Below are 26,993 nucleotides of genomic sequence, written 5' to 3'. Positions count from 1 at the left end.
CCATGGCCCGCAGAAACGATCATACCAGGGAAGAGCTTGTTGAGCTTACGCTCACGACGGTAAAAGATTACCTTAGCGAAAACTCTTATCACACGCTTAGCCTTCGTAAGATTGCTACTCTAATTGGCTATGTTCCTAGTACATTAGTCAATGTCTTTGGCAGCTATAATTTGCTTTTGTTGCATGCGGTTGCACGCACACTTGATGAGCTATCTCAGGAAGCAAAAGCGGTAGTCGAAGAGGCGAATAATGCCGAAGATGCCCTATATGCATTGGCTAGCTGCTATCATGACTTTGCCAAAAAGTACCCTTATCGTTGGCAATTAATCTTCGAACACAACATGAACGGGGATACGCTGCCTGAATGGCAATCACAGCGTATCGACGGTATGACTGGTATGCTAGAGAGCTTATTGTCTGTCTACAAACCTGAAAAATCTCACTCAGAGGTGCTGCGCGCAAGTCGTGTACTTTGGGCTGGGGTGCATGGCATCACGCTACTTAGTGTCGATGACAAATTCTTTGCCTCTGAGCCAGTTGATGGCGATGAGCTAATCAAAGATCTAATCTCAAAGTACTTACAAAGCTGGTAACCAAAAGGAAAGGTAATGCCACATACGAAATCTGCGTCTCTGTTATCTCAAAGGCGCTTCCTGCCCTACTTTATTACCCAGTTTTTCGGCGCCTTCAACGATAATATTTTTAAGAACGTTTTACTGTTGTTTGTTGCTTTTGCCGGCCCGCAGGTACTGCCGATTTCCAGTAACCTATTCATCAACCTTGCTGCTGGTCTATTTATCCTGCCGTTCTTTCTGTTTTCTGCTTCCGCAGGTGTACTTGCTGACAAATACGAAAAGTCTTGGTTTATTCGAAAAGTAAAACTGGCTGAAATCGCCATTATGAGTCTTGGTGCGATTGGTTTTATTACCGAGAGTTATGGCATCTTATTGTTATTATTGTTTTTAATGGGCACACAGTCGGCTTTCTTCGGCCCAGTAAAATACGCTTTGTTGCCACAACAGCTCAAGCCTAATGAGCTGCTATCAGGCAATGCACTCGTCGAAACGGGGACTTTCCTAGCCATTCTTCTTGGAACTTTAGGTGCAGGTATTATTGCGTCGGCTGATAGTGCCAAGTATGTAGCGGCGGGCAGTGTCATTCTATTTGCATTGGCAGGATACGCGTCAAGCCGCTCAATTCCAGAAGCCCCTGCTGCTGCACCCGATCTTAAGTTTCGTTTGAAACCGGTAAAACAAATCAAAGAAACGCTCAAGATTGCGCATCAAGACCGTGTCGTCTTCCAATGTATTATGGCTATTAGCTGGTTTTGGTTCTTAGGCGCGGCTTACCTAACGCAGTTTCCTAACTTCACTAAAATTCACCTGATGGGGAACGAGGCTGCCGTCTCATTCTTGCTCGCATTATTTTCAGTCGGCATTGCGCTAGGTTCGATGCTTTGTGACAAGATGTCTAAAAATCGTATTGATGTAGGAATCGTACCGATTGGCAGCATCGGCATCACGATATTTGGTGCCCTTATGGCGTTTGCTGTTCCTAATGACCTGCCACAGTTCACCTCATTCAGTGAATTTGTTTCCTACGCTGGCTTATGGCCAGTGTTCGGTTATCTGCTCGCATTAGGCATGTCCGGCGGGTTATTCATTGTTCCTTTGTATGCCCTGATGCAGCAGCAAGCGAAAGAAACTGAGCGTGCTCGCGTTATTGCCGCTCTCAATATCTATAACTCACTGTTCATGGTCGGCAGTGCTGTATTAGGTATTGTTGGTCTCTCAATCCTTGAGTTAACCATTGTCCAACTATTCTTGGTATTGGCGCTAATGAACTTTATGATGGCAACATATCTGTTCTTGCAGTCACCTATTTTTGTCGTTCGATTCCTTATTTGGATCCTGACAACCATCATGTATCGTATCACCCATAAGAATCTGCATCATCTTCCTGAGAAGGGAGGCGCGCTGATCGTCTGTAATCATGTCAGTTATATGGACGCCTTAGTCATGACTGCGGCAAGTCCAAGACTGATACGCTTTGTCATGGAAGAGGATTACGCCAACTTTAAGCCCGTGCGTCGATTCTTGCGTCGTGCAGGCGTCATCCCTATTTCATCGACTCGAAAGGGGTCAATTCGACGAGCCTTTAATGACATTGAGCAAGCCTTGGCTGAGGGCGAAATTGTTTGTATTTTCCCTGAGGGGCGCCTAACCTCTGACGGTGAAATGAATGAGTTTATGCGCGGGATTGATATCGTTCTTCGTCGCTCTCCTGTTCCTGTTATCCCAATGGCCTTAAAAGGGCTTTGGGGTAGCTACTTCAGTCGTCACAAAGGTCGCGCGTGCAAAGGCTTACCGACTCGTTTTAGAGCCAAGTTAGAGCTAGAAGCGGGGGCGCCAGTCGCACCTGAAGAAGCGTCTAGTCAGACGATGTTTGAGCGAGTCGCTACACTTCGAGGTGATTATCGCTAATGAAATTTGCTACATAGCGATCTGGCTTGTTCAAAACAAAATAATTGGCGTTTAGTTTTTCTGAACGCTCGTTAAATAATTTTAGGTTTTGTTGATCTAGCGAAATTCATACAATTCCTTTAAGTGGCGAGAGATTTCTCGCCTTTTTATTAAAGGTACCCCATGTTCACCCAGTTACGCTCTTACCCACTATTTTTTCTCGCGATCATTGCGTGTCTTACCCCCTGGGTATCTTCGCCTATTGCTTTGATTCTCGGCTTTTTCCTCACTACTTTTAGCTTGGTTCCCACCGCGCTTCCTTTAGCAAAATTCACGAAAAAGCTGCTTGCTTACTCTATCGTAGGCTTAGGTTTCGGTATTCATTTAGATCAAGCGATGCAAGCCACCAGCGATGGTATTGGCATTATTGTTGCCACCATACTTGGTACGCTCGTCATAGGTTGGTTTTTAGCACGCCGAATGGGGTTAGATAAGCAAACGGGCTACCTCATCTCGTCAGGTACTGCAATTTGTGGTGGTAGCGCAATCGCCGCGGTTGCCCCAGCTATTAATGCCGATGACGAGAAAATTGGTATCGCGCTAGCAACCGTTTTTGTGCTCAACTCTGTCGCTTTATTCGTTTTTCCAGTGATTGGTCATGCATTGAACCTTGACCAACATACGTTTGGCACCTGGGCTGCTATCGCCATTCACGATACGTCATCGGTTGTCGGTGCTGCCTCTGCTTATGGTGAGGAGGCACTGACCACGGCCACGACGCTCAAATTAGCCCGCGCCTTATGGATTATTCCCGTTGCACTAGTTAGTGCGGCCATTTTTAGCAACAAAAAGAATAAAATTACCATTCCGTACTTTATTTTGTTCTATTGCGCCGCCATTTTGGTAAGTGATTACTTACCTCAATTTGAGATGGTATATCAGGGTATTTTTGATGTATCGAAGAAACTACTCGTCGTGTGCCTGTTCTTAATTGGCTGCAGTATCTCAATTGATAAGCTTAAGCAGGCTGGCAGTAAGCCAATGCTATTTGGTATTACAATGTGGTTGTTGATTTCCGCGACTTCTCTAGCTTGGTTAATGTTTTCTTAGTATCGCCTTGCGCTAATTTTGCGTGTTTAACGTTAAAGAACAGGACGACCGTCAACAGAAAGGCGGTCAGCTCTGCAAGTGCCCGTGTCAACCCATCGCTAGAGAAGGCCAGAGCAAGTTGCAGTGCAATCGCGATAATCAATAATTTATTCATTCCATAGGCTCACTCAGTATCTATGTTTTCTATTATGGTGAGCCTAATGGGTAATGAAAATTCAGTTTTGGACTATGAAATAACTACATAATTGGATTGGTATTGCGACAGCCACTTCTTCACCTCAGCACGCGAGACTTTGATTCCTGACCGTGACAGTGACTCAGGCAATAGAAAATACGCCACAGGCTGTTTGAATCTTGGTAGTAATTCCGCCAGTCTCTGCCTTTGCTCATCGAGTGTGGGTAATGCCGCGGACTGCACAACAGCCACACACCGCGCCCCATACTCTTCATCTTCAACGGCAATAACGATACTCTGAGTAATAGTTGGTAGCGTATTAAGGGCAGCTTCCACCTCCTCACAATGGACGTTTTCGCCCCCAGAAATGAACAGATTATCAGTACGACCAATAACTCTCAGCTCATTGCCATTGACCCACTCCCCTAGATCTCGCGTATCCAACCATTGACTCTGCAACTCCAGTGGCAGGATGCTCCCTTGCCAATAGTAGCCCTTTGCCAACGTATCACCTGCAACAAAAATACGGCCATCATCCAACTTGAGTTTTCGGCGTGGTAACACATAACCCGATGATGGCAATTCATCGACTGGCTTAGCCGTTACGGTCGACGCGGTTTCTGTCATCCCATAACCCATCCAAGCGTCGATATGACGTACTTTGGCCTGTTGAATCAACGACAAAGGAATATGACTTCCTCCAAGCAGCACTCGTTCTAGCTTGGTCGGCCATTGATTATCCACTATCCACTTAAGCTGAGTCGATACCAGTGATGCATGACTCACGTCTGATATATCTTGGCGAAAGTCTCCACTGGCAATTTTTATTGCAGCGCCAGACTGTAGCCAACGCCACACAATCCCTAAGCCAGACACATGATACATTGGCAGACTCAACAACCAACTGTCTCCAACTACAAAACGAAAGCGCTCTAGGAGGCCACTGGCAGATGCAATATGTTGCTCTGCTCCATGCACGACGGCTTTGGGGCGACCTGTTGAACCCGATGTAAAGATAATGGAGGCAATATCAATATCGGACGGTACCGCAGACCTATGCTGGCTCGTTCCGCGTGACTGAAAATGCAAACTTGGTAACTCGGTTGAACTGCAGCAATTCCACACCACCGCAGGTTCATCTTTCAAATACAGAGCTGAGAGTTTGGCTTCGAGTAATTCATCCGATTGCTGGGCAACAATCGCGGGGACGGCGCCATGCGCAAGACAAGCAAGGTAAGCAAAAACTAAGGTTTCTTGCGCACGACCTATGAGGCAAACAACCTGACCTTGAACAATGGCTCTATCAATCAACTGATGTCGATATTGTACAACCTGTTGCTTTACCTCCAGCCAGGTAAGCTGACGCTGCACAGTGGTTAAAGCGATTTGAGTGGGAGCAGACTGTGCCCAGTGCTCCCATAAACAAGTTGACGCCGCCACTTAAAGACTCGTTGGCTCAGATTGCCAAACCAATGTTTGGTCCTCTAAGCGTTCAACTGGTAACAAACAACCTGGCCAAGGGGTTTCTAGTTGCGCACCAAACAGTTGCATAGTATCCAAGCCCGGTGTTTCGGCGGGCACTTGCCAATGAGAAAACCTCGCTAATTGCCCAAGGCCGACGCTGCTCTCCAAGCTTGAGCTGATGACCACTTGAATGGCATGACTTTTCGCCTCTTCAATCAAGCGAATACACTTGTCTAAGCTACCAATCAAGGTTGGCTTGATGATCAACGCTTTCACACCCGTTAGCTCTTTCACGGAAAAATTAGGTTCTTTAATCGCTGCCTGCAATGTTTCATCCCAAGCGATAGCGATTCCGGTATCAAGAGCGAATGACACGCTATCTCCTGGCGTTTGACAAGGCTCTTCCACAAAAGCAATTCGCTGCCTTAATGACGGTGAGATATGTTTAGCGAACTGTTTCGCTTTCTCTAAGGTCCAGGCTTTGTTCGCATCAAGGCGCAGTGTCAGATCAGGGATTGATTCAAGAAAAAGACTGACTAACATACCATCTCTAATGGTTTCATAGAGCCCAACTTTAAACTTAGCCACCTTGCTGCCTTGCATATTGTTGAGTATCGGTATCAATTCATCTGGGTCGCCACTGCACAGAGGCGCAGCACGATAATTACCGTCTTGAGGTAGAGTTCGAGAAAGCTCCATCAAGGCTGCAGACAGACCAAATGCCACTGAAGGGGTACACTGTTCGAACTCAATGCGGTTACCGTTTACCCACAGTTCTAACTGACCCTGTGCTTCAACACCCGCTTGCTCGAGGGTTTCTTGGCTAAATCCTGGTAATGGTGCGATTTCACCTAAACTTACCCGACCATCCTCAGAAAGTTCAACAATCCAGCCATCTCGGTGAGTAAGTTTTTGATCTCGAAGAATGACGCCACTGTCCATAGGAAGACGATAGCGGTAGAGTTTTGCTTGTCTCATAATAGAGTCCCACTTCATAGGAAGTACACGCCGCTGACACAAACCACGAGCCCGTCAGCGACGCTAAATACACCGCAGTTAGGCCACATTTCGATTCAAGAGTTCCAAATTTACTCGCAGTAATTGAGGATAAAATGTATCTAAATATGGCCAAAACAACATGACGCCAAGGCAAAAGACATGCCTTGGTACCAATGTTTATGGGTTTCTTGGGAATTTATTAAAGTCTGGACGACGCTTTTCATTAAATGCGTTACGCCCTTCCTGACCTTCATCAGTCATATAGAACATCATCGTTGCGTTACCTGCTAGCTCTTGTAAGCCAGCTTGACCATCACAGTCCGCGTTCAGAGCTGCTTTCAGACAACGAAGCGCCATTGGACTATGTTGAAGCACTTCACGGCACCAACGGACGGTCTCTTTATCCAGATCTTCAAGCGGCACGACTGTGTTAACGAGTCCCATATCTAACGCCTCTTGTGCATCGTAAAAGCGGCATAAGAACCAGATTTCGCGTGCTTTTTTCTGACCAACGATACGAGCCATATAAGACGCCCCCCACCCCCCATCAAAGGAACCTACTTTCGGACCAGTTTGGCCAAACTGAGCATTTTTCGCGGCAATCGTTAGGTCACACATCATGTGCAAAACATGACCGCCCCCCACTGCCCAGCCAGCTACAGAAGCAATAACTGGTTTAGGACAAGTACGGATCTGACGTTGGAAGTCTAGGACATTTAGGTGATGAGTACCTGAATCATCTTGGTAGCCGCCGTAGTCGCCACGAACACTTTGGTCACCACCAGAACAGAAAGCTTTTTCACCTAAACCGGTAAGAATGATCACACCAACACTTTCATCATAACGAGCATCCGCTAGCGCTTTGATCATTTCGTTGACCGTTCTTGGGGTGAATGCATTGTGAACTTGAGGACGGGCAATCGTAATCTTCGCGATACCGTCTTCAGATTTGTGGTACTGAATATCTTCGAAATCGCCGGTTACGTCAGCCCAATTCACTGGCGCGTAAAGTTCTTCTTCTGTTAGTCCAACTGTTTTAGCCATGCTCTATTCCAATTTTTTTCTCGGGCTTTCGCCCATTTGTTCTAGATAACCAAGTAGCACCGAAGCAAAGACTTCAGGCTGCTCTTTGTGCACATTATGCCCAGCACCCATAATGATCTGACAATCAAGATGGCTATGTTTTGCTAGAGCAGTAAATTTTTTGTCCCGTTCGCCTGTGATATACAAAGGCCGACTGCCATTACTGAATTGCAGCTGCCGTATCTGGGGCAGTAAATCCGGTTGATGGGCTAACGATGTCGACATCAGCATCTGACTTAACTTATCACCAAGGTTAACACTTCGTTTGGCAATCAAATGTTGTCTTTGCTCATGATTTAAGGAAGAAAAGACCGGTTGTTGATACCAATCGCTTAAAACCTCTGCAATATCGTCATTTTTGAATCGCTCTGACCATGCTAGATCATTGGCAAGCCTAGCGTGACGCGCTGCCTGTGAGTCCAAGCCAAAATTACCGCCCTCAATGACAAGCCCCGCCACTAAAACTGGAGTTAGGTGACTCTGGATTTTGAAATACTCCGTCACAAAGTACATCGCAAGCCTAGCGCCCAATGAATAGCCTACCAAACATATCGGCCTTGTGGCACTTTGCTTTTGTGTTTCAATACATTTTAGTACGCTTGAGTGAATCAATCCGCAAACGGCATCAAAACTTGTGCTTTGGATCGAGTGGCTTTCTCCATGTCCAGGTAAATCGATAAATAGTTTATCGTAACCGGTCAAATAGTCCTTCACCGCTTTCCAGTCATCGCCCGCACCTAAAAAGCCGTGCAGAAACACCACGAGAGGCTTTCCACCGGCTTTTCCTTTTTGTGCTTGAACAAACTGACTATGAAGCATGAGTCTGAAACGAACTGATGTCGCGACCAAGTTGACGAATCATATCAGCGACTTCATCACTGGCTGTGACAGTTTCAATTAATAGTGAGCCTTGTCCGCTGACCAAGTGTTGCTGTATTTGGGCATCGAGATCTTGGCGTGATTTGACCATACAATAGCCCAACCCAAATTGAGCCGCTGCATGTTCAAAACGCAAACCGTGAGGCATTTGGTAGCAGCGAACTTTTTTATCTTGTGGGACGGGTAGCATGTCAAAGATAGCACCGCCATCGTTGTTAGTGACGACGATAACACAGGGTGCTTGGGTGTGAGTAAAGAGAGACAAAGAATTTAAGTCGTATAACAGTGATGTATCGCCCAAATATAAGACGGTAGAACGGCCTTTATCTCGATGAACACCGCTTGCCGAGGCAACCAAACCATCAATCCCTGAAGCGCCCCTATTGCTGTAGGTTTCAATCCCTTTTGGATTGGCCAGCATATCTACCAGCCTAACGATAAGACTATTGCCTAAAAACAGATTAATGTTGTTTGGCAGTCGTTCAATACTGCACGCGACATCAAACTCGGTAAGGTGACGTCGAGTTGGCGCTAATCTTGGGACTAATCCCGACCATGATTTCAGCTTATCGCCCCACCCTGCGTGTTGACTATGTTTGCGCGCACGCAGTGCGGATTCTAACCACTGTTCGATGTTGACTTGGTAGTGCCTTAATGTCACATGGTCTGGGTTGAGTCTGTCATCAAACTCGCTTAAGAGCAGATATTCGCTATGTTGAGCGTGTGACTTCAGCCATGCGTTTAGGCGTTTAGACACCAGCCTTGCTCCGACCTGCAGCACAGTATCGGCTTGTGACAATAGACCTGATGCTTGTGGATTCTGAAGCCAAATATCGTAACGCTGCCAATCGCCACCTATACCTGCCTGTGGATCACAAAGGAGTGGCCAACCTAACTGCTGTGCCAGTAGCCCGGCTTGTTGCGCCACAGCCAGAGATACACTGCCAACTATGATCACGCCTTTTCGGTTACTCAGATTGAGGGCGTTAATCTGGGCAACGTAGTCAACCGCAGTTGGAGAAGGATATTCGACGAAACACGTCGATGCCATTCGCCATTTGGCGATGCTTTGCACATAGTCAGAAAATGCCGTTTTGTCTTCACCGCCATAAAGAGGCTCAGGGAAAGGGCAGTTAAAATGAATACTACCGCCGCGCTTTTCTTGAAGCGAGAAGGCATGGTCGATTGTCGACAGTAACCATGCTGCTGGAACCTGAGTGGAGGGTGATGGCAGATTCACTGCCTCAGTCACATGCTGGGAAAAAATACCCAATTGATCAATGGCCTGATTCGCTCCACATTGCACCAGTTCAATTGGACGGTCAGAAGTCAACAATACTAACTTTTCTTTCGTCAGTCGCGATTCAGCCACCGCTGGCAGTAAATTTGCTACCGCGGTACCTGAGGTGACAATGACGGCCACTGGCGATTGACTGGATTTAGCAAGACCTAAGGCTAAAAACCCTAAACCACGTTCATCAAAATGGGTATGAACCTTTAAATGGGGATGCTCGACAGCTTCAAGAGTCAGTGGCGTTGAACGTGAACCAGGTGCAATACAAACGTGTTTTACCCCTTGGCGATAAAGCTCTTCCATCATGATTTCAGTCCAAACTCTATTTAAAGCAGCTTGGTTGTAGCTCATGAGGCAACACCTAATGAAGGTTGGTCAGAAATTAAGCTCAGCAATGTAGACATCTTTTTATCCAATTCTTGCCACTCATCGTCCGCAATGGAGCCCGGAACAATCCCAGCACCAGCAAAGAGTTGCAATTCATCCTTAACGAGCAGCGCGCTTCGTATTGCGACACAGAACTCTGCTTTTTCATGGCTTAGATAGCCCACCGAACCTGCATACCAACCTCGAGCAAACGGTTCATTGTCTTGGATATACTGCATGGCTTCCGCTCTAGGTAGCCCAGCCACCGCCGCCGTAGGCTGTAAGGCTTGCAATAACTGCACACCATTAATACCTTGATGTAAATGCGCCAAGATGTTTCTTTTAAGGTGTTGAACTTTACGTAGTCGCACCAAACGAAGCTCAGTCTCTAAATGCACTTGTTCTGAGTGAGGCGATAGACTGTGCAGAATATCATCAACGACATATTGGTTTTCATTGATGTTTTTATGGTCTTGAGTAAGCCAGTTTGCCAGTTCCATATCTTGAGCCGCATTCCCACCACGGCCAATAGTTCCGGCTAAGGCTTCTGTCTCTAACTCCAGCCCAACTCGTCGATACAGACGCTCAGGAGTGGAGCCAACAAAGGCATGTTCCGGAGACAACGCCATCAGGAAGTGAAAGCTATGATGGTTTTGAATGTAACTCGCTTTAAGTAGCTGCGCAGGAGATATTGAATGTTTAAGATCGACACAAGTTTTACGAGCCAACACGACTTTCTTAAACTTGTCTTGCTCAATGCCTTTCAACACGTCCTCAACCAACTCACACCATCGCGCTTTCTCTGGCGTATGACTTAAAGAGACAATATCGCTTGCAAGTGGCGCTAATTCTTTTGCATCGGCAACCAGCTGCTTTAATGCTCGAATCGAGACCTCTTTACTCATTCCAATGTTGACCGCGAGGCGCCAGCCATCATCGAAACGGATCAATTCCACTTGAGGTAAAAAGAAAAACGCAGACATACAGCGACGATTTTTCTCAGAATGACCGTCAAAAGAACGACCGCCCCAAACTCGCTGGTTATCGCTCAAAATGGTGTAAGCTGGGGCCGGCTCAGAAAATGTGTGCAACTGACCAAGTGCGACCACCTCTTCACGGGTGTCTCGCGACTGCCAGTAGAACTTAGGATAATGAGGCTGTGTGTCCAACCAGTCTATACAATGGGTGTTTGGTGGACCCAGTAGTTCTTGTTCTAGACGCTTAGTGCCTTGTGGCGCACGCTCTAATTTTTCAACAAGCTGAGTGATAGCTTTTGTTAAATGAGACAAATCAACCTCAAAACTGTAACTTTTAATCTTATATACACGAGATACTCTATTTATACCAACTACATAGATCAAGAAACACACGCTTTAATTGCTCGCATTGTTAAGTGGCTCATTACCACCTAACTCATATCAAATCTTTAATCTTCACTTTATGTAGATTTTTATTCTCCCAAAAGGCGATTTAGTGTAATTTAGTAAAGAAATAACCGATTTTTTAGGAATATAGCAATGAAAAATATCGAGATGTCGTCAAAACTCGACAATGTCTGCTACGACATTAGGGGCCCTGTACTCAAACATGCTAAGCGCATGGAGGAAGAGGGACATAAAATACTGAAACTCAATCTCGGTAATCCAGCCCCATTCGGTTTTGACGCCCCTGATGAAATATTAGTCGATGTCATCAGGAATCTACCGACATCTCAAGGATATTGTGATTCCAAAGGTATATACTCCGCACGGAAAGCTGTGGTTCAACATTATCAACGTAAAGGGATTCGTAGCCTAGACGTTGAAGATGTCTACATCGGCAACGGTGCATCGGAGCTTATTGTAATGGCGATGCAGGCTCTGTTAAACAACGGAGATGAAATGTTAGTTCCCGCTCCTGATTATCCGTTGTGGACTGCGGCCGTTTCTCTTTCCGGTGGTAGTCCTGTGCATTACCTATGCGACGAACAAGCTGACTGGTACCCCGACCTAGACGATATCAAGAAGAAAATCACACCAAAGACACGTGGTATCGTGCTGATCAACCCGAATAACCCAACGGGCGCAGTGTATAGCCGCGATTTCTTGCTTGAAGTGGTAGAAATTGCTCGCCAGCACAAGTTAATCATCTTCGCCGATGAGATCTACGACAAAATTCTTTACGACGGTGCGACTCACACTTCGGTTGCAACCCTAACAGAAGACGTCTTGGTTGTGACCTTTAACGGTCTATCTAAGTCATACCGCGTTTGTGGCTTCCGCGGTGGTTGGATGTTTATGACCGGACCTAAAGAATACGCTAAAGGTTATATTGCAGGTCTTGAGATGCTCGCTTCAATGCGTTTGTGCGCGAACGTTCCAATGCAACATGCGATTCAAACCGCATTAGGTGGCTATCAAAGCATTAACGAGCTTATCTTGCCAGGCGGCCGTTTGTTGGAACAGCGAGATAAAGCCTATGAGTTGATTACTCAAATTCCTGGCATCTCTTGCGTTAAGCCCAAAGGCGCCATGTATTTATTCCCGAAGATCGACACCAAGATATACAGCATCAAAGATGACCAACGTATGGTGCTAGATTTCTTGAAACAGGAAAAAGTACTACTGGTGCAAGGCACCGGCTTTAACTGGCCTAAACCGGATCACTTCCGCATCGTCACATTGCCACATATCGAAGATCTGGAAATGGCGATCGGTCGATTTGAAAAATTCTTAAGCACATATAGCCAGTAACTCTTTCATAACACTGCTATAAAGCCTATTCTTAATGAGCGCCGAATAAATAAGTTCGGCGCTAGTAATAAGGGATTACGCTGTATGAAAGAAAGTCATTTTTTTGCTCACCTTGCTCGAATGAAACTGATCCAACGCTGGCCATTAATGCGTTCGGTTTCAACCGAAAATATCTCTGAACACAGCCTTCAAGTAGCCTTTGTCGCGCACGCTTTAGCTATCATTAAAAACAAGAAATTTGGTGGTAACACTAATCCAGAGCGCATCGCTATTCTTGCCATGTATCACGATACCAGTGAAGTTTTGACTGGTGACCTCCCCACCCCTGTGAAATATTACAACCCTGAAATCGCTAAGGAATACAAAAAAATAGAGTCTGCCGCTGAGCGAAAGCTGCTCTCGATGTTACCGGAAGAGTTTCAGGAAGATTTCAAGCCTTTCTTAATTTCAGAATACGCTTACGAAGAAGACACTCAAATCGTCAAACAAGCCGATTCTATCTGTGCCTATTTAAAGTGCCTTGAGGAGTTGAGCGCAGGTAACCATGAGTTCGCACTCGCCAAGAAGCGTTTAGATCAAACGTTACTTGAAAAAAAGACCGAAGAGATGGACTATTTCCTTAACACCTTTGCACCAAGCTTTGAGCTTTCTCTTGACGAGATAAGTTAGCCACTTCAAGGAGTTGTGATGCCATTAGAATCCATGCAAATTTGGCAAGCCCGACATAGCGATGAGCACAAACTTAGACGTAACGACCATCGAGATCCCTTTCAACGCGATAGGGCGAGAATTCTACATTCTGCGGCTTTTAGGCGACTGCAAGCGAAGACTCAAGTTCATGGGACCGGTGTTAATGACTTCCATCGCACACGGCTAACGCATTCACTTGAAGCGGCGCAAATTGGCTCCGGTATCGTGGCTCAATTAAAACAAAAACAGCCTGCACTTGAATCATTACTGCCCTCTGATGCGTTGATTGAAGCACTCTGCCTTGCCCATGATATCGGACATCCACCTTATGGGCATGGTGGCGAAGTTGCTCTCAACTATATGATGCGCGACTATGGCGGCTTTGAGGGCAATGCTCAAACGTTCCGCATCGTTACTCAACTTGAGCCTTACACCGAGCATCATGGGATGAACCTAACTCGTCGCAGTCTGTTAGGATTACTTAAATATCCGGCTCTTGTCAGCCAAACTTGCGCTGATAAGCAGCCGCATCCGGTCACTAACCAGCGTCAGTTAAAAGCCAAAGATTGGGCTCCGGCTAAAGGGATATACGATAAAGACCAATTGCAGTTTGACTGGGTCATCGCTCCCCTCTCCGAGCGTGACAAACAGCATCTACCAACCATGCGATTCGAGCAGCTAACACCACTTCAACACAACAAGACTCAATTCAAATCACTGGATTGCTCTATTATGGAGCTCGCCGACGATATTGCTTATGGGGTGCATGATTTAGAAGACGCCATTGTTCTCGAGTTGGTAGATAAAGATATGTGGCAAGCGAATGCAGCAGAGCAGCTAAAGACCCAAACCAATACTTGGCTGTCAGACCATATAGACTCGATTACAGAGCTACTTTTTTCCGGTAAGCACTACGAACGCAAAGATGCCATTGGCGGCATTGTAAACGCTCTACTGACCAGCATTGAGGTTAAAAAAGTTCCTGAAGCCAGTTTTGAACAGCCTTTGCTTCACTACAACGCGTATCTTGATAGCGGTATGGAGCGTGTGCTGGAGATCCTCAAGCGATTTGTCAGTGAGTTTGTTATTCAAGTGCCTCGAGTACAAATCGTTGAGTATAAAGGGCAGCAAATTATTATGGACTTGTTTGAAGCCTTTAGCGCCGATCCGGAACGCTTACTCCCTGAGTCAACCCGTAACCTTTGGCGTAAAGCCTGTGGTCAGCAAGATACTGGTATGCGCGTAATCGCCGACTATATTTCCGCGATGACCGATGGCTATGCTCAAAAGATGCATCAGCAGTTATTTGCCGCTCATTCAGGGTATTAATGGGTCAGCGTTTACTCGTTTGAACGCGGCGAATGGTAGTTCTTTTCATAAACACCTGACGGCATTTGTTGAATTTGGAACTGAATCATTTTATCGAAAGCGACCAGCATAGCGTCGAAATTCAGTTCCGGCTCCAATGTTTGAATAATATGATGACCTGCTTCAACCGTGGACAACGCATTAGGAGACGGAGCCTTGCGAATACGGTAATCACCTTGCAAGGTTTCTGGTAATTTAATCATCGGCAAGCTATGTAGATTTGTAGACAACTTCCACATTTTAAACGCTTTCTTCCATGTTCCATCAAGTAAAATGACACGCAAATGTTTGTTAGACTTCGCGCATTTTACATGTGATAACTCCACGGAGTCTTCACCCGGATACAACACCACAGATTGGTAGGCATCATCGGCTAACAAATCATTAAGCACTTGATGAGTCGAAAAGTTCTCACCCACAAAAAGGTAGCCGTTCGGCAATGACATCGATAAAATTCGCGCTGTACCAAGTGGGCGCTTTTCTTCGCTCTGGTGCTGCAAAATAATCAATTGTGTGTCACAGTGAATGGGTTGAATCCACTGACAAATACAAGCACGCTTAGCTTTTAGGCACTTGGGGCAATATCGAGATATGGACACTTCTTTTGGCATAAGACTATTACTGATTTCACTACTCTGCGTATTGCTGCAAATTCCCAGCTTACAATCTCTGGTAGAATGGGACAAGCTTGCAATACATGCAGGTCAATGGTGGCGAATAGTATCAGGAAACTTCTCACATACCAACTTAGCTCACCTGTCAATGAACCTTGCTGGACTTTGGGTTATATGCTACCTATTTCGTCCCTCCTGGCGCTCAACGGTTATAGTTACCCTGATCAGTGCAACCGTTATCGGCATTACCTTACTATTTACTGATATACGCTACTATTTAGGGTTGTCCGGGGTGTTGCATGCATTATTTGCTTATGGGGCGCTACAAGAGGCTCTACAAGGAAGAAAGTCAAGCTGGCTGTTAGTGTTAGGTGTGACTATAAAAGTGGCATGGGAGAACATCTACGGCGCATCAGAGGCGACATCACAACTCATTGCTGCGGCTGTTGCAACGCAAGCCCACGCTATTGGATTTAGCGTCGGCTTGGCTTTAGCATTATTGGTGGCGCTTTATCATACTCGTCTACAACATAATCCTTGAGCGATTTTTCTCCACCGTGGCAGCCCCTATTCCCTTAACTTGTGTTAGGTCGTCAGCGGAGTTAAAATGACCATGTTGGGTGCGATACTCTACAATATCTTTTGCTTTCTCCTCACCAACGCCCTTTAACAGCTCTGCCAGTTCTTCAGCGCCAGCCTCGTTGATATTCACCGTAATCTCTATGCCCTCTAATTTCTTTGCCTCAGACGCATAGCTAAGACCCACAGGAGTCACCAATAGAAGTAGCGTCAGACCAATGTTTTTCAGATAGTTCATTTAAATTCCCTTTTCTCACTAAAAGTCATCATCCAAGATACTCAGAAAACGATCGCTGAAAAGTTCTACAGACAAAAAACAAAACGGACCGCAAATACGGTCCGTTTTTATTAGCTTATCAATTACAGTAACACTGTGAACTGATTGGCATCATCGCGTTACTTTGCTGTTACTCAGCATTAAGTAAGTATTCGATATCCGTGTTTTGACGCAGAATAGAAAGCACAGAGGCTAAATCTTGTTGCGTAGCTTCACGTTCCATTTGAGCACCAATTTGCTCGTTGTAAGCTTGGTTATACTCAGATTCAACTTTAGTGAGTTCAACAACAACAACGTTGCCTTGCATATCTTTAGTTTGAGCAAACGTCGCTGAACCTTCAGCAGGCTTGGCCATAGCGAAGACTGTGCCCGCTAATGGCGAACTACGATCGATAGCTTCTAACTCACCAAAGTTTAGGTTGTTCGCTTGCAGCGCGTCTTGCTTGCCTTCTCTTAGTTCATTTACTAGCTGAACACCAAGTTCCATCGCAGCTTGCTCACCTTTCACTTTCGCTAATTGTGCCTCTGTTTGCTCTTTTACTTCAGAAAGTGGCAGTACCGTCTCTTCACGAACGTCATCAACACGAACAACAATAATGTGCTCAGGAGAGACTTCCATCACTTCAGAGTTAAGACCGTCTTCTTTCACCTCTGGTGATTGAAGCGCTTGCATGACCGCTGGAGTTTTCAAGACTTCTGTTGCATCAGCTTGAGAGATAAAGTCCGTGGTCACCACTTTCTGATTAACCGCTTTCGCTGCGTCATCAAGTGAGTCGGGATACTCAAAGGCCACTTTCTCTAGCTCGTTTTGCAGATTATAGAACTCATCAACCGCTATTTGATCTTTCAGTTCAGCGATAATTTCATCTTTCACTTCTGCTATTGGCTTAGTCTCAGAAGGCTTGATCGCATCAAGTTTAATAATGTGATAACCAAAGTCAGACTTCACTAGACCTGTTGCGTCACCAACATTTTTGAGTCCAAATGCAGCTTCTTCGAATGCAGGGTCCATCACACCACGTTCGATCCAACCCAATGAACCACCCTCTTCAGAGCTACCAATGTCTTCTGATTTTTCTTTTGCCAACGTTGCAAAGTCTGCACCAGCATTCAATTCATCAAGGATGGCTTGTGCTTTCGCTTCGTCATCGCCTTGCACTAGAATATGGCTAACTTCACGTTGCTCAGATGTCGAGTACTTATCCAAGTGCTCGTTGTAATACTTCTGAACTTCATCATCCGTTACGGTGATTTGGTCTTTTAGATCTTGAGCAGACAGTTCAATGTACGCCACTTTTACTTGTTCTGGACGAGTAAACTGAGTTGGGTTCTCTTCGTAGTACTTTTGAATTTCCTCATCAGTAAGTTGTACTTTCTTAGAGAAGTCTGCGAGAGATAGCGTCAGCGTTTTGATATCACGTGTTTGCGTCAATAGCTTGCTTTGAAGTTCAATTTCGCTAGGAAGCGTAAATTCACTGCCTTGAATGGCAGAGAGCAATTGGTTACGCACTAAATCACGACGAAGGTATTCAGCAAAGCTGTCAGCACTGAAACCTGCACGACGCAGCGTTGCTTGATAAATTTCTTGGTCAAATTTGCCATCATTTTGAAACTGAGGCATGTCAAGAATCATTTGGCGAACTTGAGCGTCACTGATGCGTAAACCCATCGATTCTGCATGTTGCTCTAGCAACACATCGTTGATCATGCGATCAAGAACAGATTGACGGAAAGACGCTACGTAGCTTGGGTCACCAAGCAGTGTCGAGAAATAATCACCAAGCTGAGATTGCATTCGGTTACGTTCGTTTTGGTAGGCTTGTTCAAACTCACCACGACTGATTTCTACATTACCCACTTTTGCAGCGGTATTGCCGATCCCGCCTGCTATGTAGCTACCTACACCTGCAAACACAAAAGACAGAATAATGAGTCCTAAGATAATTTTAACCGCGATGCTATTCACGCCTTCGCGAATTCGCTCCATCATAATTTTATTACTCTCCAGAATAGGAAGGGTTATCTTCTACTGCTTTGGATAATATCAGAAAAAGAAATGCGCATCAGTAAGATGCGCATATTTAAATAAAGTTCGACTTAATTTGTCGTTCAAGTCTTATGATAGCTTAATTTTTGCTCAGACCTCGCCAATTTTGCGAGTAACTGCAACAAATGATTAGTTACAAGCGTCTTTAAGTGCTTTACCTGCTTTAAATGCAGGAACTTTCGCTTCAGAGATTTGGATCTCTTCACCTGTTTTTGGGTTACGACCTGTGCGAGCTGCACGAGTACGTACGCTAAAAGTACCGAAACCAACTAGAGCCACTTGATCACCCTCTTCTAGAGTAGTGCTCACCGCTTCAATGAAAGCGTCTAATGCGCGACCTGCTGAAGCTTTAGATAGATCTGCGTTCTCTGCGATTTTTTCCACTAATTGTGTTTTGTTCACTGTGTTTCCCCTTTATGTTACCGAATTGTTATTTTTAAAAGGTAACGTTAGTTCCATTCTCGTAGTTAAAGACTCTAAGCCTTGTCTATCAAGGGCTTCAAAGTTACATAGCTAAACTTAGTGCTACAAAAAAACGCTGACAAGCTTTTTTTACCTATCAGCGCATTTCTTTTACCTAAATTTGGGGCGCATCACTCTTTTGCTGGCTCAAATGCCGCTCCAAGCGGTGCTCTCTCTAGTGCGACTTCAAGTACTTCGTCAATCCATTGCACTGGAATCACCTTCAGATCCGCAATAACGTTGTCAGGAATTTCTTCCAAGTCACGTTCATTATCCTTAGGAATTAATACCGTTTTGATGCCACCACGGTGTGCTGCCAATAGTTTCTCTTTTAGACCGCCAATAGGAAGAACTTCACCGCGTAGCGTGATTTCACCCGTCATTGCGACCTCAGCTTTCACAGGGTTACCGGTTAAGCTAGATACTAATGCCGTACACATGGCGATACCCGCACTCGGTCCATCTTTCGGTGTAGCACCTTCAGGAACATGGACGTGAATGTCACGTTTCTCGTAGAAATCCGTGTTAATGCCAAGTCTTTCTGCGCGAGTACGAACGACCGTCATCGCCGCTTGGATGGACTCTTGCATCACATCGCCAAGGGAACCAGTTTGAGTAAGCTTACCTTTGCCTACCATCGCTTCTGTTTCTATAGTCAGTAGATCACCGCCCACTTCAGTCCACGCAAGACCCGTTACCTGTCCAATACGGTTACTGTCATCTGCTTTACCAAAGTCAAAGCGTTGAACCCCTAAGTATTCTTTCAAGTTGCCTTGGTTTACCGTGACTGTTTTCAGTTTCGGGTCAAGTAAGATATTCTTAACGGCTTTACGACAGATTTTCGAGATTTCACGCTCTAGGCTACGAACACCTGCTTCACGCGTGTAATAGCGAATGATGCCAATAATCGCAGAGTCTTCAATCTCAATTTCGTGTAGCTTCAGGCCATTACGCTGAACTTGTTTAGAGACTAGGTGACGCTTGGCAATATTTAGCTTCTCATCTTCGGTATAACCAGAAAGACGAATCACTTCCATACGGTCAAGCAAAGGCCCTGGAATGTTCATTGAGTTAGACGTTGCCACAAACATAACATCAGACAGATCATAGTCGACCTCAAGATAATGGTCGTTAAACGCATTGTTCTGCTCAGGGTCAAGGACTTCAAGCAGCGCAGATGATGGATCACCACGCATATCCGAAGACATTTTATCGATCTCATCAAGAAGGAACAGTGGGTTTTTAACGCCGACTTTCGACATCTTCTGAATCAACTTACCCGGCATTGAACCAATATAGGTACGTCGGTGACCACGGATTTCCGCTTCATCACGCACGCCGCCTAATGCCATACGAGTGTATTTACGACCCGTTGCAGCCGCAATCGAACGACCAAGAGAGGTTTTGCCTACGCCAGGAGGACCGACAAGACAAAGGATTGGCCCTTTCAGCTTGTTGATACGGTTTTGTACCGCTAAATACTCAAGGATGCGCTCTTTAACGCGCTCTAGACCGTAATGATCTTCGTTAAGCACTTCTTCTGCTTTCGCTAGGTTCTTTTTCACCTTCGAGCGCTTAGCCCAAGGCACACCTACCATCCAGTCGATGTAGCTACGAACAACCGTTGCTTCGGCAGACATCGGCGACATCATCTTCAGCTTTTGCAGCTCTTGCTCGGTCTTTTCCTTAGCTTCAGTCGGCATTTTCGATTCTTCAATCTTAGCCTTTAGAGTTTCAAACTCATCTGGAGCATCATCTAAATCACCCAGCTCTTTCTGAATCGCTTTCATTTGCTCATTCAGATAGTACTCACGCTGAGACTTCTCCATCTGCTTTTTAACGCGGCCACGGATTCGTTTTTCTACTTGCAGTAAGTCGATTTCCGATTCCATTTGGCCCATTAAGAACTCAAGACGCTCAGTCACATTGAGCAGCTCAAGCACTTGTTGTTTATCAACCAGTTTAAGTGGCATATGCGCAGCAATGGTGTCGGCAAGGCGAGCAGCTTCGTCAATACCACCAAGAGACGTAAGCACCTCTGGAGGAATCTTTTTATTCAGCTTGATGAAACCTTCAAACTGATCGATGGCGCTGCGGACAATGACCTCTTCTTCACGTTCATCCAATTCTGGTGTGATCAGGTATTCAGCGTCCGCAACAAAAAACTCTTCATCGCGGTAGTTATTAATTTTGGCACGCTGCTGACCTTCAACCAGCACTTTTACCGTGCCATCAGGTAGCTTGAGAAGCTGCAAAATGGTTGCAACTGTGCCCGTTGTGAATAGATCGTCGATTTTTGGCTCTTCAGTATCTGCTTCTTTTTGAGCCACGAGGAGTACTTGCTTGTCATTATCCATTGCCGCTTCTAAACAATTAATAGACTTTTCGCGGCCAACAAACAAAGGAATCACCATGTGTGGGTAAACCACCACGTCGCGCAGAGGCAATACCGGGATTTCTATACGCTCGGAACGTTCCAAGTTCATATCATTCTCTCTTCCGCTTAGTATTATTTTCAGTATATGGGGGCGTATTCGTTGGATTCAATAAAGAAATAAAAAAAGGAGGTATCAAATACCTCCTTTTTAACTCAGCTTCGCAAATTACTCAGCACTGGCAACTTGATTATCGTTGTTGGTATAGATAAGTAGCGGTTCTGACTCGCCATTTATCACACTCTCATCGATAACTACTTTGCTTACCTCCGTCGCTGACGGTAGTTCGTACATCGTTTCTAAAAGCACACTTTCCAAGATTGAACGTAGACCACGGGCACCAGTTTTGCGCTCCATTGCTTTTTTAGCAATAGCACGTAGTGCATCTTCACGGAACTCTAATTCAACACCTTCAAGATCGAACAGCGCACCGTATTGTTTCGTTAGTGCGTTCTTCGGCTCATTCAGGATTTGAATCAGTGCTTCTTCGTCAAGTTCGGTCAGTGTCGTCGTTACTGGTAAACGACCAATAAACTCAGGAATAAGACCGTACTTAACCAAATCTTCTGGCTCAACTTGGGTAAATAGCTCGCCAACCGTCTTAGTTTCGTCTTTTGAACGAACTTCAGCGCCGAAGCCAATACCTGTGCCCGTTGCAACTCGCTGGTCGATAACTTTATCAAGACCTGCGAATGCACCACCACAAATAAACAGAATCTTAGAGGTATCTACCTGCAAAAACTCTTGTTGTGGGTGCTTACGACCACCTTGTGGTGGAACAGATGCAATGGTACCTTCAACCAGTTTCAATAGTGCCTGCTGAACACCCTCACCCGACACGTCACGTGTGATTGATGGGTTCTCAGCTTTACGAGAAATCTTGTCAATTTCATCGATATAAACAATGCCACGTTCGGCTTTTGCTACATCGTAGTCGCACTTCTGAAGTAGTTTTTGGATGATGTTTTCAACGTCTTCACCAACATAACCTGCTTCGGTTAGTGTTGTTGCGTCGGCCATTGTGAATGGCACATCAAGGAAACGTGCAAGCGTCTCAGCAAGTAGTGTTTTACCACTACCTGTTGGGCCGATAAGAAGAATGTTACTCTTACCGAGTTCAACACCATCTGCTGTTGTATCACCATTGCGCAAGCGCTTGTAGTGGTTGTAAACAGCAACTGAGAGAACTTTCTTCGCATAGTCTTGACCGATTACATAATCATCGAGGTGTGCGCGAATATCTCTTGGCGTTGGCAACGCTTCAGATTCTTTCTTTGGCAACACATCTTTGATTTCTTCACGGATGATATCGTTACATAAATCAACGCACTCATCGCAAATGTAAACAGATGGACCTGCGATTAGCTTGCGAACTTCGTGCTGACTTTTTCCACAGAAAGAGCAATACAGCAGTTTACCGCTACCACTCTCTTTGCTTTTATCTGTCATTCGCTAACCTCTTAGCCTTTACTTTCTATGATTTGAGTGTATATCAATTTAGACCAAATTGCGCCCGCCATTTTGATTTTCACGGGCAGCAATTCGGTCAATTGTCACTCAAACGATTGTCGATTAACCGCGATGGGTTAAAACTTCGTCAATAATACCGTATTCAGCCGCTTGTGCTGCTGACATAAAGTTGTCACGGTCAGTATCTTTTTCGATAACGTCTAGAGGCTGACCAGTATGTTCTGCCAATAGATTATTCAACTTCTGTTTGATCGTCAGAATTTCTTGTGCGTGAATCTGAATGTCTGAAGCCTGACCTTGGAAACCGCCTAGTGGTTGGTGAATCATCACGCGAGAATTAGGCAGAGCAAAACGTTTTCCGGGTGCACCACCAGCAAGTAGGAAGGCCCCCATCGAACATGCTTGACCAGTACAAAGCGTGCTTACATTAGGCTTGATAAACTGCATAGTATCGTAAATCGACATACCAGCCGTTACGCTACCACCAGGTGAGTTAATGTAGAGGAAGATATCTTTGTCAGGATTTTCTGATTCAAGGAAAAGCATTTGGGCAACAATTAAGTTCGCCATGTTGTCTTCCACTTGACCAGTCAAGAAAATGATTCGTTCTTTTAGAAGTCGCGAATAAATATCGTAAGAGCGTTCACCACGGGAAGTTTGTTCAACCACCATAGGTACTAGCGCGTTCATAATTGGCGACATTGCATTTTTTTCTTGGTAGCTCATATTCTTATGTCCCTAAAATAAATGGCCCGGATGATAAACATCATACGGACCATTGTTAGCAGAGAAGTCGACTCTAAGTCAACCTTCTATACAAGATATTGCTTATTAAGCTGCAGGCTGTTGGTTCATTAGCTCGTTGAAGCTAACTTCTTGATCAGAAACCTGTGCTTTAGCAAGAATTGCATCGATCGCTTGCTCTTCTAGTGCAACGTTGCGCATGTTGTTCATCATTTGCTCGTTTTGCTCGTAGTAAGCGATAACTTCTGATGGATCTTCGTAAGCTGTTGCCATTTCAGAGATAAGCTCTTTCACTTTCTCATCGCTAGCTTCTAGCTCTTCAGACTTGATTACTTCACCTAGAAGTAGGCCAACTACTACGCGACGCTTAGCTTGCTCTTCGAATAGCTCACGTGGAAGCTGTTGTGCAGCTTCTGGGTTGCCACCGAAGCGTTGTGCAGCTTGCTGACGTAGAGCACCGATTTCTTGGTCGATTAGTGCAGTTGGGGCGTCGATGTCGTTTTCTTTAACTAGACCGTTAAGCGCTTGCTCTTTGATGCGGTTCTTAATTGCTTGCTTAAGCTCACGCTCCATGTTCTTACGAACTTCTGCTTTAAGAGCGTCAACGCCACCTTCAGTAACACCGAACTTAGCAACGAACTCGTCGTTTACTTCTGGAAGTTCACGTGCTTCAACTTTGTTCACTTTGATTAGGAACTTGGCTGCTTTGCCTTTTAGGTTTTCAGCGTGGTAATCTTCTGGGAAGTTTACGTCGATTTCAAATTCCATACCCGCAGTCTTACCTTGGATACCGTCTTCGAAACCAGGGATCATGCGACCAGCGCCCATTTCTAGAGGGAAGTTCTCAGCTTTGCCGCCTTCAAACTCTTCACCGTCGATTGAACCAGTGAAATCGATAGTTACACGCTTACCGTCTTCAGCTGCTTCTTCAACTTGAGCCCAAGTTGCTTGCTGCTTGCGTAGCGTATCGATCATCTCTTCAACGTCTGCGTCGTTAACTTCTGTTGCTGGCTTTTCAACAACGATGTTTTCTAGACCCTTTAGTTCTACTTCTGGGTAAACTTCGAAAGTCGCAGTGAAAACAAGATCTTTACCAGCTTCGTTTTCAACAGGAGCGAAAGTAGGCGCGCCAGCTGGGTTGATTTTTTCAGAAACGATTGCTTCGATGAAGTGACGTTGCATAACTTCACCCATCACGTCTTGACGTACTGCTTTGCCGTACATTTGTGCAACCATCTTCATTGGTACTTTACCTTTACGGAAACCATCGAAACGACGGTTTTTCGCGATGTTGCGTAGTTCAGCTGTCACTGCGTCTTCGATGTTAGCAGCAGGAACAGTAATGTTTAGACGGCGCTCTAGGCCCTCTAGAGTTTCAACAGTAACTTGCATTGTATAAACCTCAGTTTGGCTCAGTGTTGGCTGAGCGTATGAGCATCCATATCACGAGGATATTTCCGCTTCATCCTTGTTAGTACCAATAGGCACTTCTTTAAAGTGAGCATCGATAACCAGTCAATCATGCTTCAATTGCATGACTCTCTTGGCTATCGGACTAATGAGTGACGTCTTCATCGGGCTGAATTGACAGCCTCAAAGGCATCTCTGATTAGTCTCAGGACAAAATTTCAGACGCGACATTCTAGCGATCTCCGCCTACCCTGTCGAGTCGAACTCGGGTCAATCGGTGGTTTTGTCTCTAATTACTCTAAGAAAACGTTCAACAATGACGTTTTCAACCGATTCCAACTTGAAATGGGGACAATATCGGCTTTTTCAAGAGAGTGAAGGGCTTTTTTTGGTGAATGGTGAAAAAAGAGATCTTGCTCTTGTTTTACGGCGCTTTTACCTCTCAGTTCTTGTAACTTTTTTGCCATAAAACACCCAAATTCGTTAACCTATACTCTCAAGCGACACATTGAAACGTTGGGGTTTAACGTTGGGGTTCGACGATGCGATTGAAACGGATTTTACTAGGCTTTGTTGTCCTATTTGTCTTTATCTCGACAGTAGGCGGCCATTGGTACTGGCAGCATAGTTACACGGATCTCCAAGAACAACATAACAACTGGCTAAATCGTTTTGTAGAAACCATTGATAGTAAATTAGACAAGTATCGGCATATCCCCCAACTGCTGTCGCAAGATAAAGAGCCTGTTGATGCGTTATTGTCACCGACAAACAGTGCACAGATTGAGGTCACAAATCGCTACCTTGAGAAAGCAAACCGTATCATTCAAGCGTCCGACACCTATCTCATTGACCGTTATGGCAACACTATCGCCTCTAGCAACTGGGATCTTGAGCGCTCCTTTGTTGGTAAAAACTTCGCTTTTCGTCCTTATTTTCAGCAAGCCATCAACGGCAGTCGCAGTACCTATTTTGCGCTGGGCTCTACGTCTGGACAGCGCGGTTATTACTACTCGTTCCCTGTTACATACGCAGCGGAACACATTGGCGTCATTGTCGTAAAAATGGACTTGTTATCGATTGAACGAAATTGGCAAAGTGAAACCAGCACTTATGTTGCCACCGACAATAACCATGTGGTTTTTATGTCGAGTAATCCTAGTTGGTTGTTTAAAAGCCTATCCCTGTTGGAGCCACAAACCTTGCGCCTCATTCGGCAGTCAAGGCAATATCTAGAAACCAATATTCGCAGCTTAGGGTTTATTGGTAACCTTTCTGACCCGTCCTCTCAATTGACCAATCCTGCAGGCAACTTATTGACCAAACACTACCTCGTTACACAACGTGAGTCTGGCATTCCAAATCTCATTTTGCGGGTGTTGACCCCCCTTTCAACACTTTATATTAAGCTTTTCGGCTTTATTAGCGTCTTAACGCTCGTTTTTATCACTCTTTACCTAATCGTGGCACTAATAGAGACGCGACGTTACCGTCATCGCCAAATCGAGCAGGTACAAGCCGAAGCCAAACAAAAGCTTGAATATTTGGTGATGGAACGTACATCTGAACTGCATCTCGAAATCGATGAAAGAGTGAAAACAGAAAGAGCGTTGAGGCAAGCTCATGACGAACTTATTCAGGCGGCAAAGTTAGCCGTTTTAGGACAGATGTCCGCCAGTATTAGCCATGAACTCAATAATCCTTTAGCCGCTATTCTCAGTTTTGCAGAAAACGGCCAGCGTTTTATTGATAAAAACAGAGTTGACCGTGCACGAGAAAATCTAGAACGTATCGTGGTATTGACAGAGCGGATGGCAAAAATAAGCCAACAATTGAAATCTTTTGCCAAACGAAGTGACGCCAATGAGTTAAGCCAAGTCCAGCTTGCTCCGGTCATATATTCGACCATTGAGTTGATTCAGCCACAACTCAAAAGCCATCAGGTCACACTGGAGTGCAACATCAAGCAACAAGATATCTTGGTACATATCAATCCAATTCAAGTGGAACAAGTGCTCATCAACTTACTGACGAATGCTATTCAAGCCATGCACAATCATAATGAGAAACACCTGGTATTAGCGATAGAGCAAGGTCAAACCAAGGTAACCATTCATATTGATGATTCAGGGCCAGGACTGGATGGAAACTCTGTTGCCGAGCTGTTTGAGCCCTTCTATACCACAAAGGACAACGGGTTAGGATTAGGGCTGTCTATCTCACAACAAATTATCCAAAATTTAAACGGCAAGATTCGCGTTGCCCGCTCTCCGTTAGGCGGTGCGCGTTTTTCGGTCGAATTGCCAATTTGTACTCATACGGACAAGGACTAA

Annotated in this window: 24 protein-coding genes; 8 read left to right on the top strand and 16 right to left on the bottom strand. The window is 45.3% G+C overall.

Features of this window, described 5'->3' with window-relative positions:
- Positions 1-2: 2 nt before the first annotated feature.
- The 3 genes from VTH8203_RS05980 to VTH8203_RS05970 all read left to right on the top strand — a co-directional run bounded on the left by VTH8203_RS05980 (position 3) and on the right by VTH8203_RS05970 (position 3,572).
- A complete protein-coding gene (locus VTH8203_RS05980; RefSeq protein ID WP_096992841.1) occupies positions 3-593 on the top strand; it encodes a TetR/AcrR family transcriptional regulator in 591 nt (196 codons plus the stop codon).
- A gap of 15 nt (positions 594-608) precedes the next feature.
- On the top strand, positions 609-2,483 hold the full coding sequence (locus VTH8203_RS05975; RefSeq protein ID WP_096992840.1) for an MFS transporter: 1,875 nt from the start codon (positions 609-611) through the stop codon (positions 2,481-2,483).
- A gap of 162 nt (positions 2,484-2,645) precedes the next feature.
- Positions 2,646-3,572, top strand: coding sequence for a YeiH family protein (locus tag VTH8203_RS05970; RefSeq protein ID WP_096992839.1), 927 nt, complete (start codon positions 2,646-2,648; stop codon positions 3,570-3,572).
- Here the strand turns inward: VTH8203_RS05970 and VTH8203_RS05965 are convergent.
- The 7 genes from VTH8203_RS05965 to VTH8203_RS05935 form a co-directional block, all read right to left on the bottom strand.
- Complete coding sequence (locus tag VTH8203_RS05965) at positions 3,517-3,726, bottom strand: hypothetical protein (protein ID WP_096992838.1); 210 nt, start codon at positions 3,724-3,726, stop codon at positions 3,517-3,519. The genes VTH8203_RS05970 and VTH8203_RS05965 overlap by 56 nt on opposite strands.
- A 72-nt stretch (positions 3,727-3,798) precedes the next feature.
- Positions 3,799-5,187 (bottom strand): o-succinylbenzoate--CoA ligase, encoded by a 1,389-nt coding sequence (menE, locus tag VTH8203_RS05960; RefSeq protein WP_096992837.1) that lies wholly within the window; start codon positions 5,185-5,187, stop codon positions 3,799-3,801.
- Positions 5,188-6,189 carry an o-succinylbenzoate synthase gene (menC, locus tag VTH8203_RS05955; protein WP_096992836.1) on the bottom strand — a complete coding sequence of 334 codons (1,002 nt, stop codon included), beginning with the start codon at positions 6,187-6,189 and terminating at the stop codon, positions 5,188-5,190. It lies immediately after the preceding gene.
- Positions 6,190-6,387: 198 nt separating this feature from the next.
- The gene (gene menB / locus VTH8203_RS05950) at positions 6,388-7,254 is read right to left on the bottom strand and encodes a 1,4-dihydroxy-2-naphthoyl-CoA synthase (RefSeq protein ID WP_096992835.1); all 867 of its coding nucleotides are present in this window, start codon (positions 7,252-7,254) and stop codon (positions 6,388-6,390) included.
- A gap of 3 nt (positions 7,255-7,257) precedes the next feature.
- Positions 7,258-8,112 (bottom strand): 2-succinyl-6-hydroxy-2,4-cyclohexadiene-1-carboxylate synthase, encoded by an 855-nt coding sequence (menH, locus tag VTH8203_RS05945; protein ID WP_096992834.1) that lies wholly within the window; start codon positions 8,110-8,112, stop codon positions 7,258-7,260.
- A complete protein-coding gene (gene menD / locus VTH8203_RS05940) occupies positions 8,102-9,817 on the bottom strand; it encodes a 2-succinyl-5-enolpyruvyl-6-hydroxy-3-cyclohexene-1-carboxylic-acid synthase (RefSeq protein ID WP_096992833.1) in 1,716 nt (571 codons plus the stop codon). The genes menH and menD overlap by 11 nt, the downstream gene beginning before the upstream one ends.
- On the bottom strand, positions 9,814-11,121 hold the full coding sequence (locus VTH8203_RS05935) for an isochorismate synthase (RefSeq protein WP_096992866.1): 1,308 nt from the start codon (positions 11,119-11,121) through the stop codon (positions 9,814-9,816). Before VTH8203_RS05935 ends, menD begins: the two co-directional genes overlap by 4 nt.
- A 228-nt stretch (positions 11,122-11,349) precedes the next feature.
- On the opposite strand from VTH8203_RS05935, the gene VTH8203_RS05930 reads away from it, so the two are divergent.
- The 3 genes from VTH8203_RS05930 (at position 11,350) to VTH8203_RS05920 (ending at position 14,583) form a co-directional block, all read left to right on the top strand.
- Positions 11,350-12,564, top strand: coding sequence for a pyridoxal phosphate-dependent aminotransferase (locus tag VTH8203_RS05930; RefSeq protein WP_096992832.1), 1,215 nt, complete (start codon positions 11,350-11,352; stop codon positions 12,562-12,564).
- An 84-nt stretch (positions 12,565-12,648) separates the two neighbouring features.
- Positions 12,649-13,233: a 5'-deoxynucleotidase gene (gene yfbR / locus VTH8203_RS05925; protein WP_096992831.1), complete on the top strand. Its 585-nt coding sequence runs from the start codon at positions 12,649-12,651 to the stop codon at positions 13,231-13,233.
- 18 nt (positions 13,234-13,251) lie between these two features.
- Complete coding sequence (locus VTH8203_RS05920) at positions 13,252-14,583, top strand: anti-phage deoxyguanosine triphosphatase (RefSeq protein ID WP_096992830.1); 1,332 nt, start codon at positions 13,252-13,254, stop codon at positions 14,581-14,583.
- Positions 14,584-14,594: 11 nt separating this feature from the next.
- Here VTH8203_RS05920 and VTH8203_RS05915 read toward each other — a convergent pair whose 3' ends face one another.
- Entirely contained in the window at positions 14,595-15,215 is a 621-nt protein-coding gene (locus VTH8203_RS05915; protein ID WP_096992865.1) for a tRNA-uridine aminocarboxypropyltransferase, read from the bottom strand.
- On the opposite strand from VTH8203_RS05915, the gene rrtA reads away from it, so the two are divergent.
- Positions 15,214-15,777: a rhombosortase gene (gene rrtA, locus VTH8203_RS05910; RefSeq protein WP_096992864.1), complete on the top strand. Its 564-nt coding sequence runs from the start codon at positions 15,214-15,216 to the stop codon at positions 15,775-15,777. The genes VTH8203_RS05915 and rrtA overlap by 2 nt on opposite strands.
- Here rrtA and VTH8203_RS05905 read toward each other — a convergent pair.
- The 8 genes from VTH8203_RS05905 to VTH8203_RS24430 all read right to left on the bottom strand — a co-directional run bounded on the left by VTH8203_RS05905 (position 15,760) and on the right by VTH8203_RS24430 (position 25,127).
- Complete coding sequence (locus tag VTH8203_RS05905) at positions 15,760-16,053, bottom strand: ComEA family DNA-binding protein (protein ID WP_096992829.1); 294 nt, start codon at positions 16,051-16,053, stop codon at positions 15,760-15,762. The genes rrtA and VTH8203_RS05905 overlap by 18 nt on opposite strands.
- Before the next feature lie 169 nt (positions 16,054-16,222).
- The gene (ppiD, locus tag VTH8203_RS05900) at positions 16,223-18,082 is read right to left on the bottom strand and encodes a peptidylprolyl isomerase (RefSeq protein WP_096992828.1); all 1,860 of its coding nucleotides are present in this window, start codon (positions 18,080-18,082) and stop codon (positions 16,223-16,225) included.
- Between the two features lie 186 nt (positions 18,083-18,268).
- Positions 18,269-18,541: a non-specific DNA-binding protein Hbs gene (gene hbs / locus VTH8203_RS05895; RefSeq protein ID WP_006075676.1), complete on the bottom strand. Its 273-nt coding sequence runs from the start codon at positions 18,539-18,541 to the stop codon at positions 18,269-18,271.
- 191 nt (positions 18,542-18,732) lie between these two features.
- Entirely contained in the window at positions 18,733-21,087 is a 2,355-nt protein-coding gene (lon, locus tag VTH8203_RS05890) for an endopeptidase La (protein WP_096992827.1), read from the bottom strand.
- 117 nt (positions 21,088-21,204) lie between these two features.
- Complete coding sequence (clpX, locus tag VTH8203_RS05885; protein WP_096992826.1) at positions 21,205-22,485, bottom strand: ATP-dependent protease ATP-binding subunit ClpX; 1,281 nt, start codon at positions 22,483-22,485, stop codon at positions 21,205-21,207.
- 123 nt (positions 22,486-22,608) lie between these two features.
- On the bottom strand, positions 22,609-23,232 hold the full coding sequence (gene clpP, locus VTH8203_RS05880) for an ATP-dependent Clp endopeptidase proteolytic subunit ClpP (RefSeq protein ID WP_096992825.1): 624 nt from the start codon (positions 23,230-23,232) through the stop codon (positions 22,609-22,611).
- Between the two features lie 105 nt (positions 23,233-23,337).
- Positions 23,338-24,642 (bottom strand): trigger factor, encoded by a 1,305-nt coding sequence (tig, locus tag VTH8203_RS05875; RefSeq protein ID WP_096992824.1) that lies wholly within the window; start codon positions 24,640-24,642, stop codon positions 23,338-23,340.
- Between the two features lie 311 nt (positions 24,643-24,953).
- Positions 24,954-25,127: a hypothetical protein gene (locus VTH8203_RS24430; protein ID WP_158296060.1), complete on the bottom strand. Its 174-nt coding sequence runs from the start codon at positions 25,125-25,127 to the stop codon at positions 24,954-24,956.
- 75 nt (positions 25,128-25,202) lie between these two features.
- On the opposite strand from VTH8203_RS24430, the gene VTH8203_RS05870 reads away from it, so the two are divergent.
- On the top strand, positions 25,203-26,993 hold the full coding sequence (locus VTH8203_RS05870) for a sensor histidine kinase (protein ID WP_096992823.1): 1,791 nt from the start codon (positions 25,203-25,205) through the stop codon (positions 26,991-26,993).

The organism is Vibrio thalassae (assembly GCF_900089835.1).
GTDB lineage: Bacteria > Pseudomonadota > Gammaproteobacteria > Enterobacterales > Vibrionaceae > Vibrio > Vibrio thalassae.
The sequence above is the reverse complement of the archived record's forward strand: the minus strand, read 5'-3'. Positions and strand labels throughout refer to the sequence as shown.

What these genes read in the sequence shown, in the direction of transcription:
- clpX (WP_096992826.1), bottom strand. Translation starts at nt 22,485, where the DNA reads ATGACAGATAAAAGCAAAGAGAGTGGTAGCGGTAAACTGCTGTATTGC.
- clpP (WP_096992825.1), bottom strand. Translation starts at nt 23,232, where the DNA reads ATGAGCTACCAAGAAAAAAATGCAATGTCGCCAATTATGAACGCGCTA.
- menD (WP_096992833.1), bottom strand. Translation starts at nt 9,817, where the DNA reads ATGAGCTACAACCAAGCTGCTTTAAATAGAGTTTGGACTGAAATCATG.
- VTH8203_RS24430 (WP_158296060.1), bottom strand. Translation starts at nt 25,127, where the DNA reads ATGGCAAAAAAGTTACAAGAACTGAGAGGTAAAAGCGCCGTAAAACAA.
- VTH8203_RS05905 (WP_096992829.1), bottom strand. Translation starts at nt 16,053, where the DNA reads ATGAACTATCTGAAAAACATTGGTCTGACGCTACTTCTATTGGTGACT.
- yfbR (WP_096992831.1), top strand. Translation starts at nt 12,649, where the DNA reads ATGAAAGAAAGTCATTTTTTTGCTCACCTTGCTCGAATGAAACTGATC.
- menC (WP_096992836.1), bottom strand. Translation starts at nt 6,189, where the DNA reads ATGAGACAAGCAAAACTCTACCGCTATCGTCTTCCTATGGACAGTGGC.
- VTH8203_RS05965 (WP_096992838.1), bottom strand. Translation starts at nt 3,726, where the DNA reads ATGAATAAATTATTGATTATCGCGATTGCACTGCAACTTGCTCTGGCC.
- ppiD (WP_096992828.1), bottom strand. Translation starts at nt 18,082, where the DNA reads ATGATGGAGCGAATTCGCGAAGGCGTGAATAGCATCGCGGTTAAAATT.
- tig (WP_096992824.1), bottom strand. Translation starts at nt 24,642, where the DNA reads ATGCAAGTTACTGTTGAAACTCTAGAGGGCCTAGAGCGCCGTCTAAAC.
- rrtA (WP_096992864.1), top strand. Translation starts at nt 15,214, where the DNA reads ATGGACACTTCTTTTGGCATAAGACTATTACTGATTTCACTACTCTGC.
- VTH8203_RS05930 (WP_096992832.1), top strand. Translation starts at nt 11,350, where the DNA reads ATGAAAAATATCGAGATGTCGTCAAAACTCGACAATGTCTGCTACGAC.
- VTH8203_RS05980 (WP_096992841.1), top strand. Translation starts at nt 3, where the DNA reads ATGGCCCGCAGAAACGATCATACCAGGGAAGAGCTTGTTGAGCTTACG.
- VTH8203_RS05970 (WP_096992839.1), top strand. Translation starts at nt 2,646, where the DNA reads ATGTTCACCCAGTTACGCTCTTACCCACTATTTTTTCTCGCGATCATT.
- VTH8203_RS05870 (WP_096992823.1), top strand. Translation starts at nt 25,203, where the DNA reads ATGCGATTGAAACGGATTTTACTAGGCTTTGTTGTCCTATTTGTCTTT.
- menH (WP_096992834.1), bottom strand. Translation starts at nt 8,112, where the DNA reads ATGCTTCATAGTCAGTTTGTTCAAGCACAAAAAGGAAAAGCCGGTGGA.
- VTH8203_RS05975 (WP_096992840.1), top strand. Translation starts at nt 609, where the DNA reads ATGCCACATACGAAATCTGCGTCTCTGTTATCTCAAAGGCGCTTCCTG.
- VTH8203_RS05920 (WP_096992830.1), top strand. Translation starts at nt 13,252, where the DNA reads ATGCCATTAGAATCCATGCAAATTTGGCAAGCCCGACATAGCGATGAG.
- lon (WP_096992827.1), bottom strand. Translation starts at nt 21,087, where the DNA reads ATGAACTTGGAACGTTCCGAGCGTATAGAAATCCCGGTATTGCCTCTG.
- menB (WP_096992835.1), bottom strand. Translation starts at nt 7,254, where the DNA reads ATGGCTAAAACAGTTGGACTAACAGAAGAAGAACTTTACGCGCCAGTG.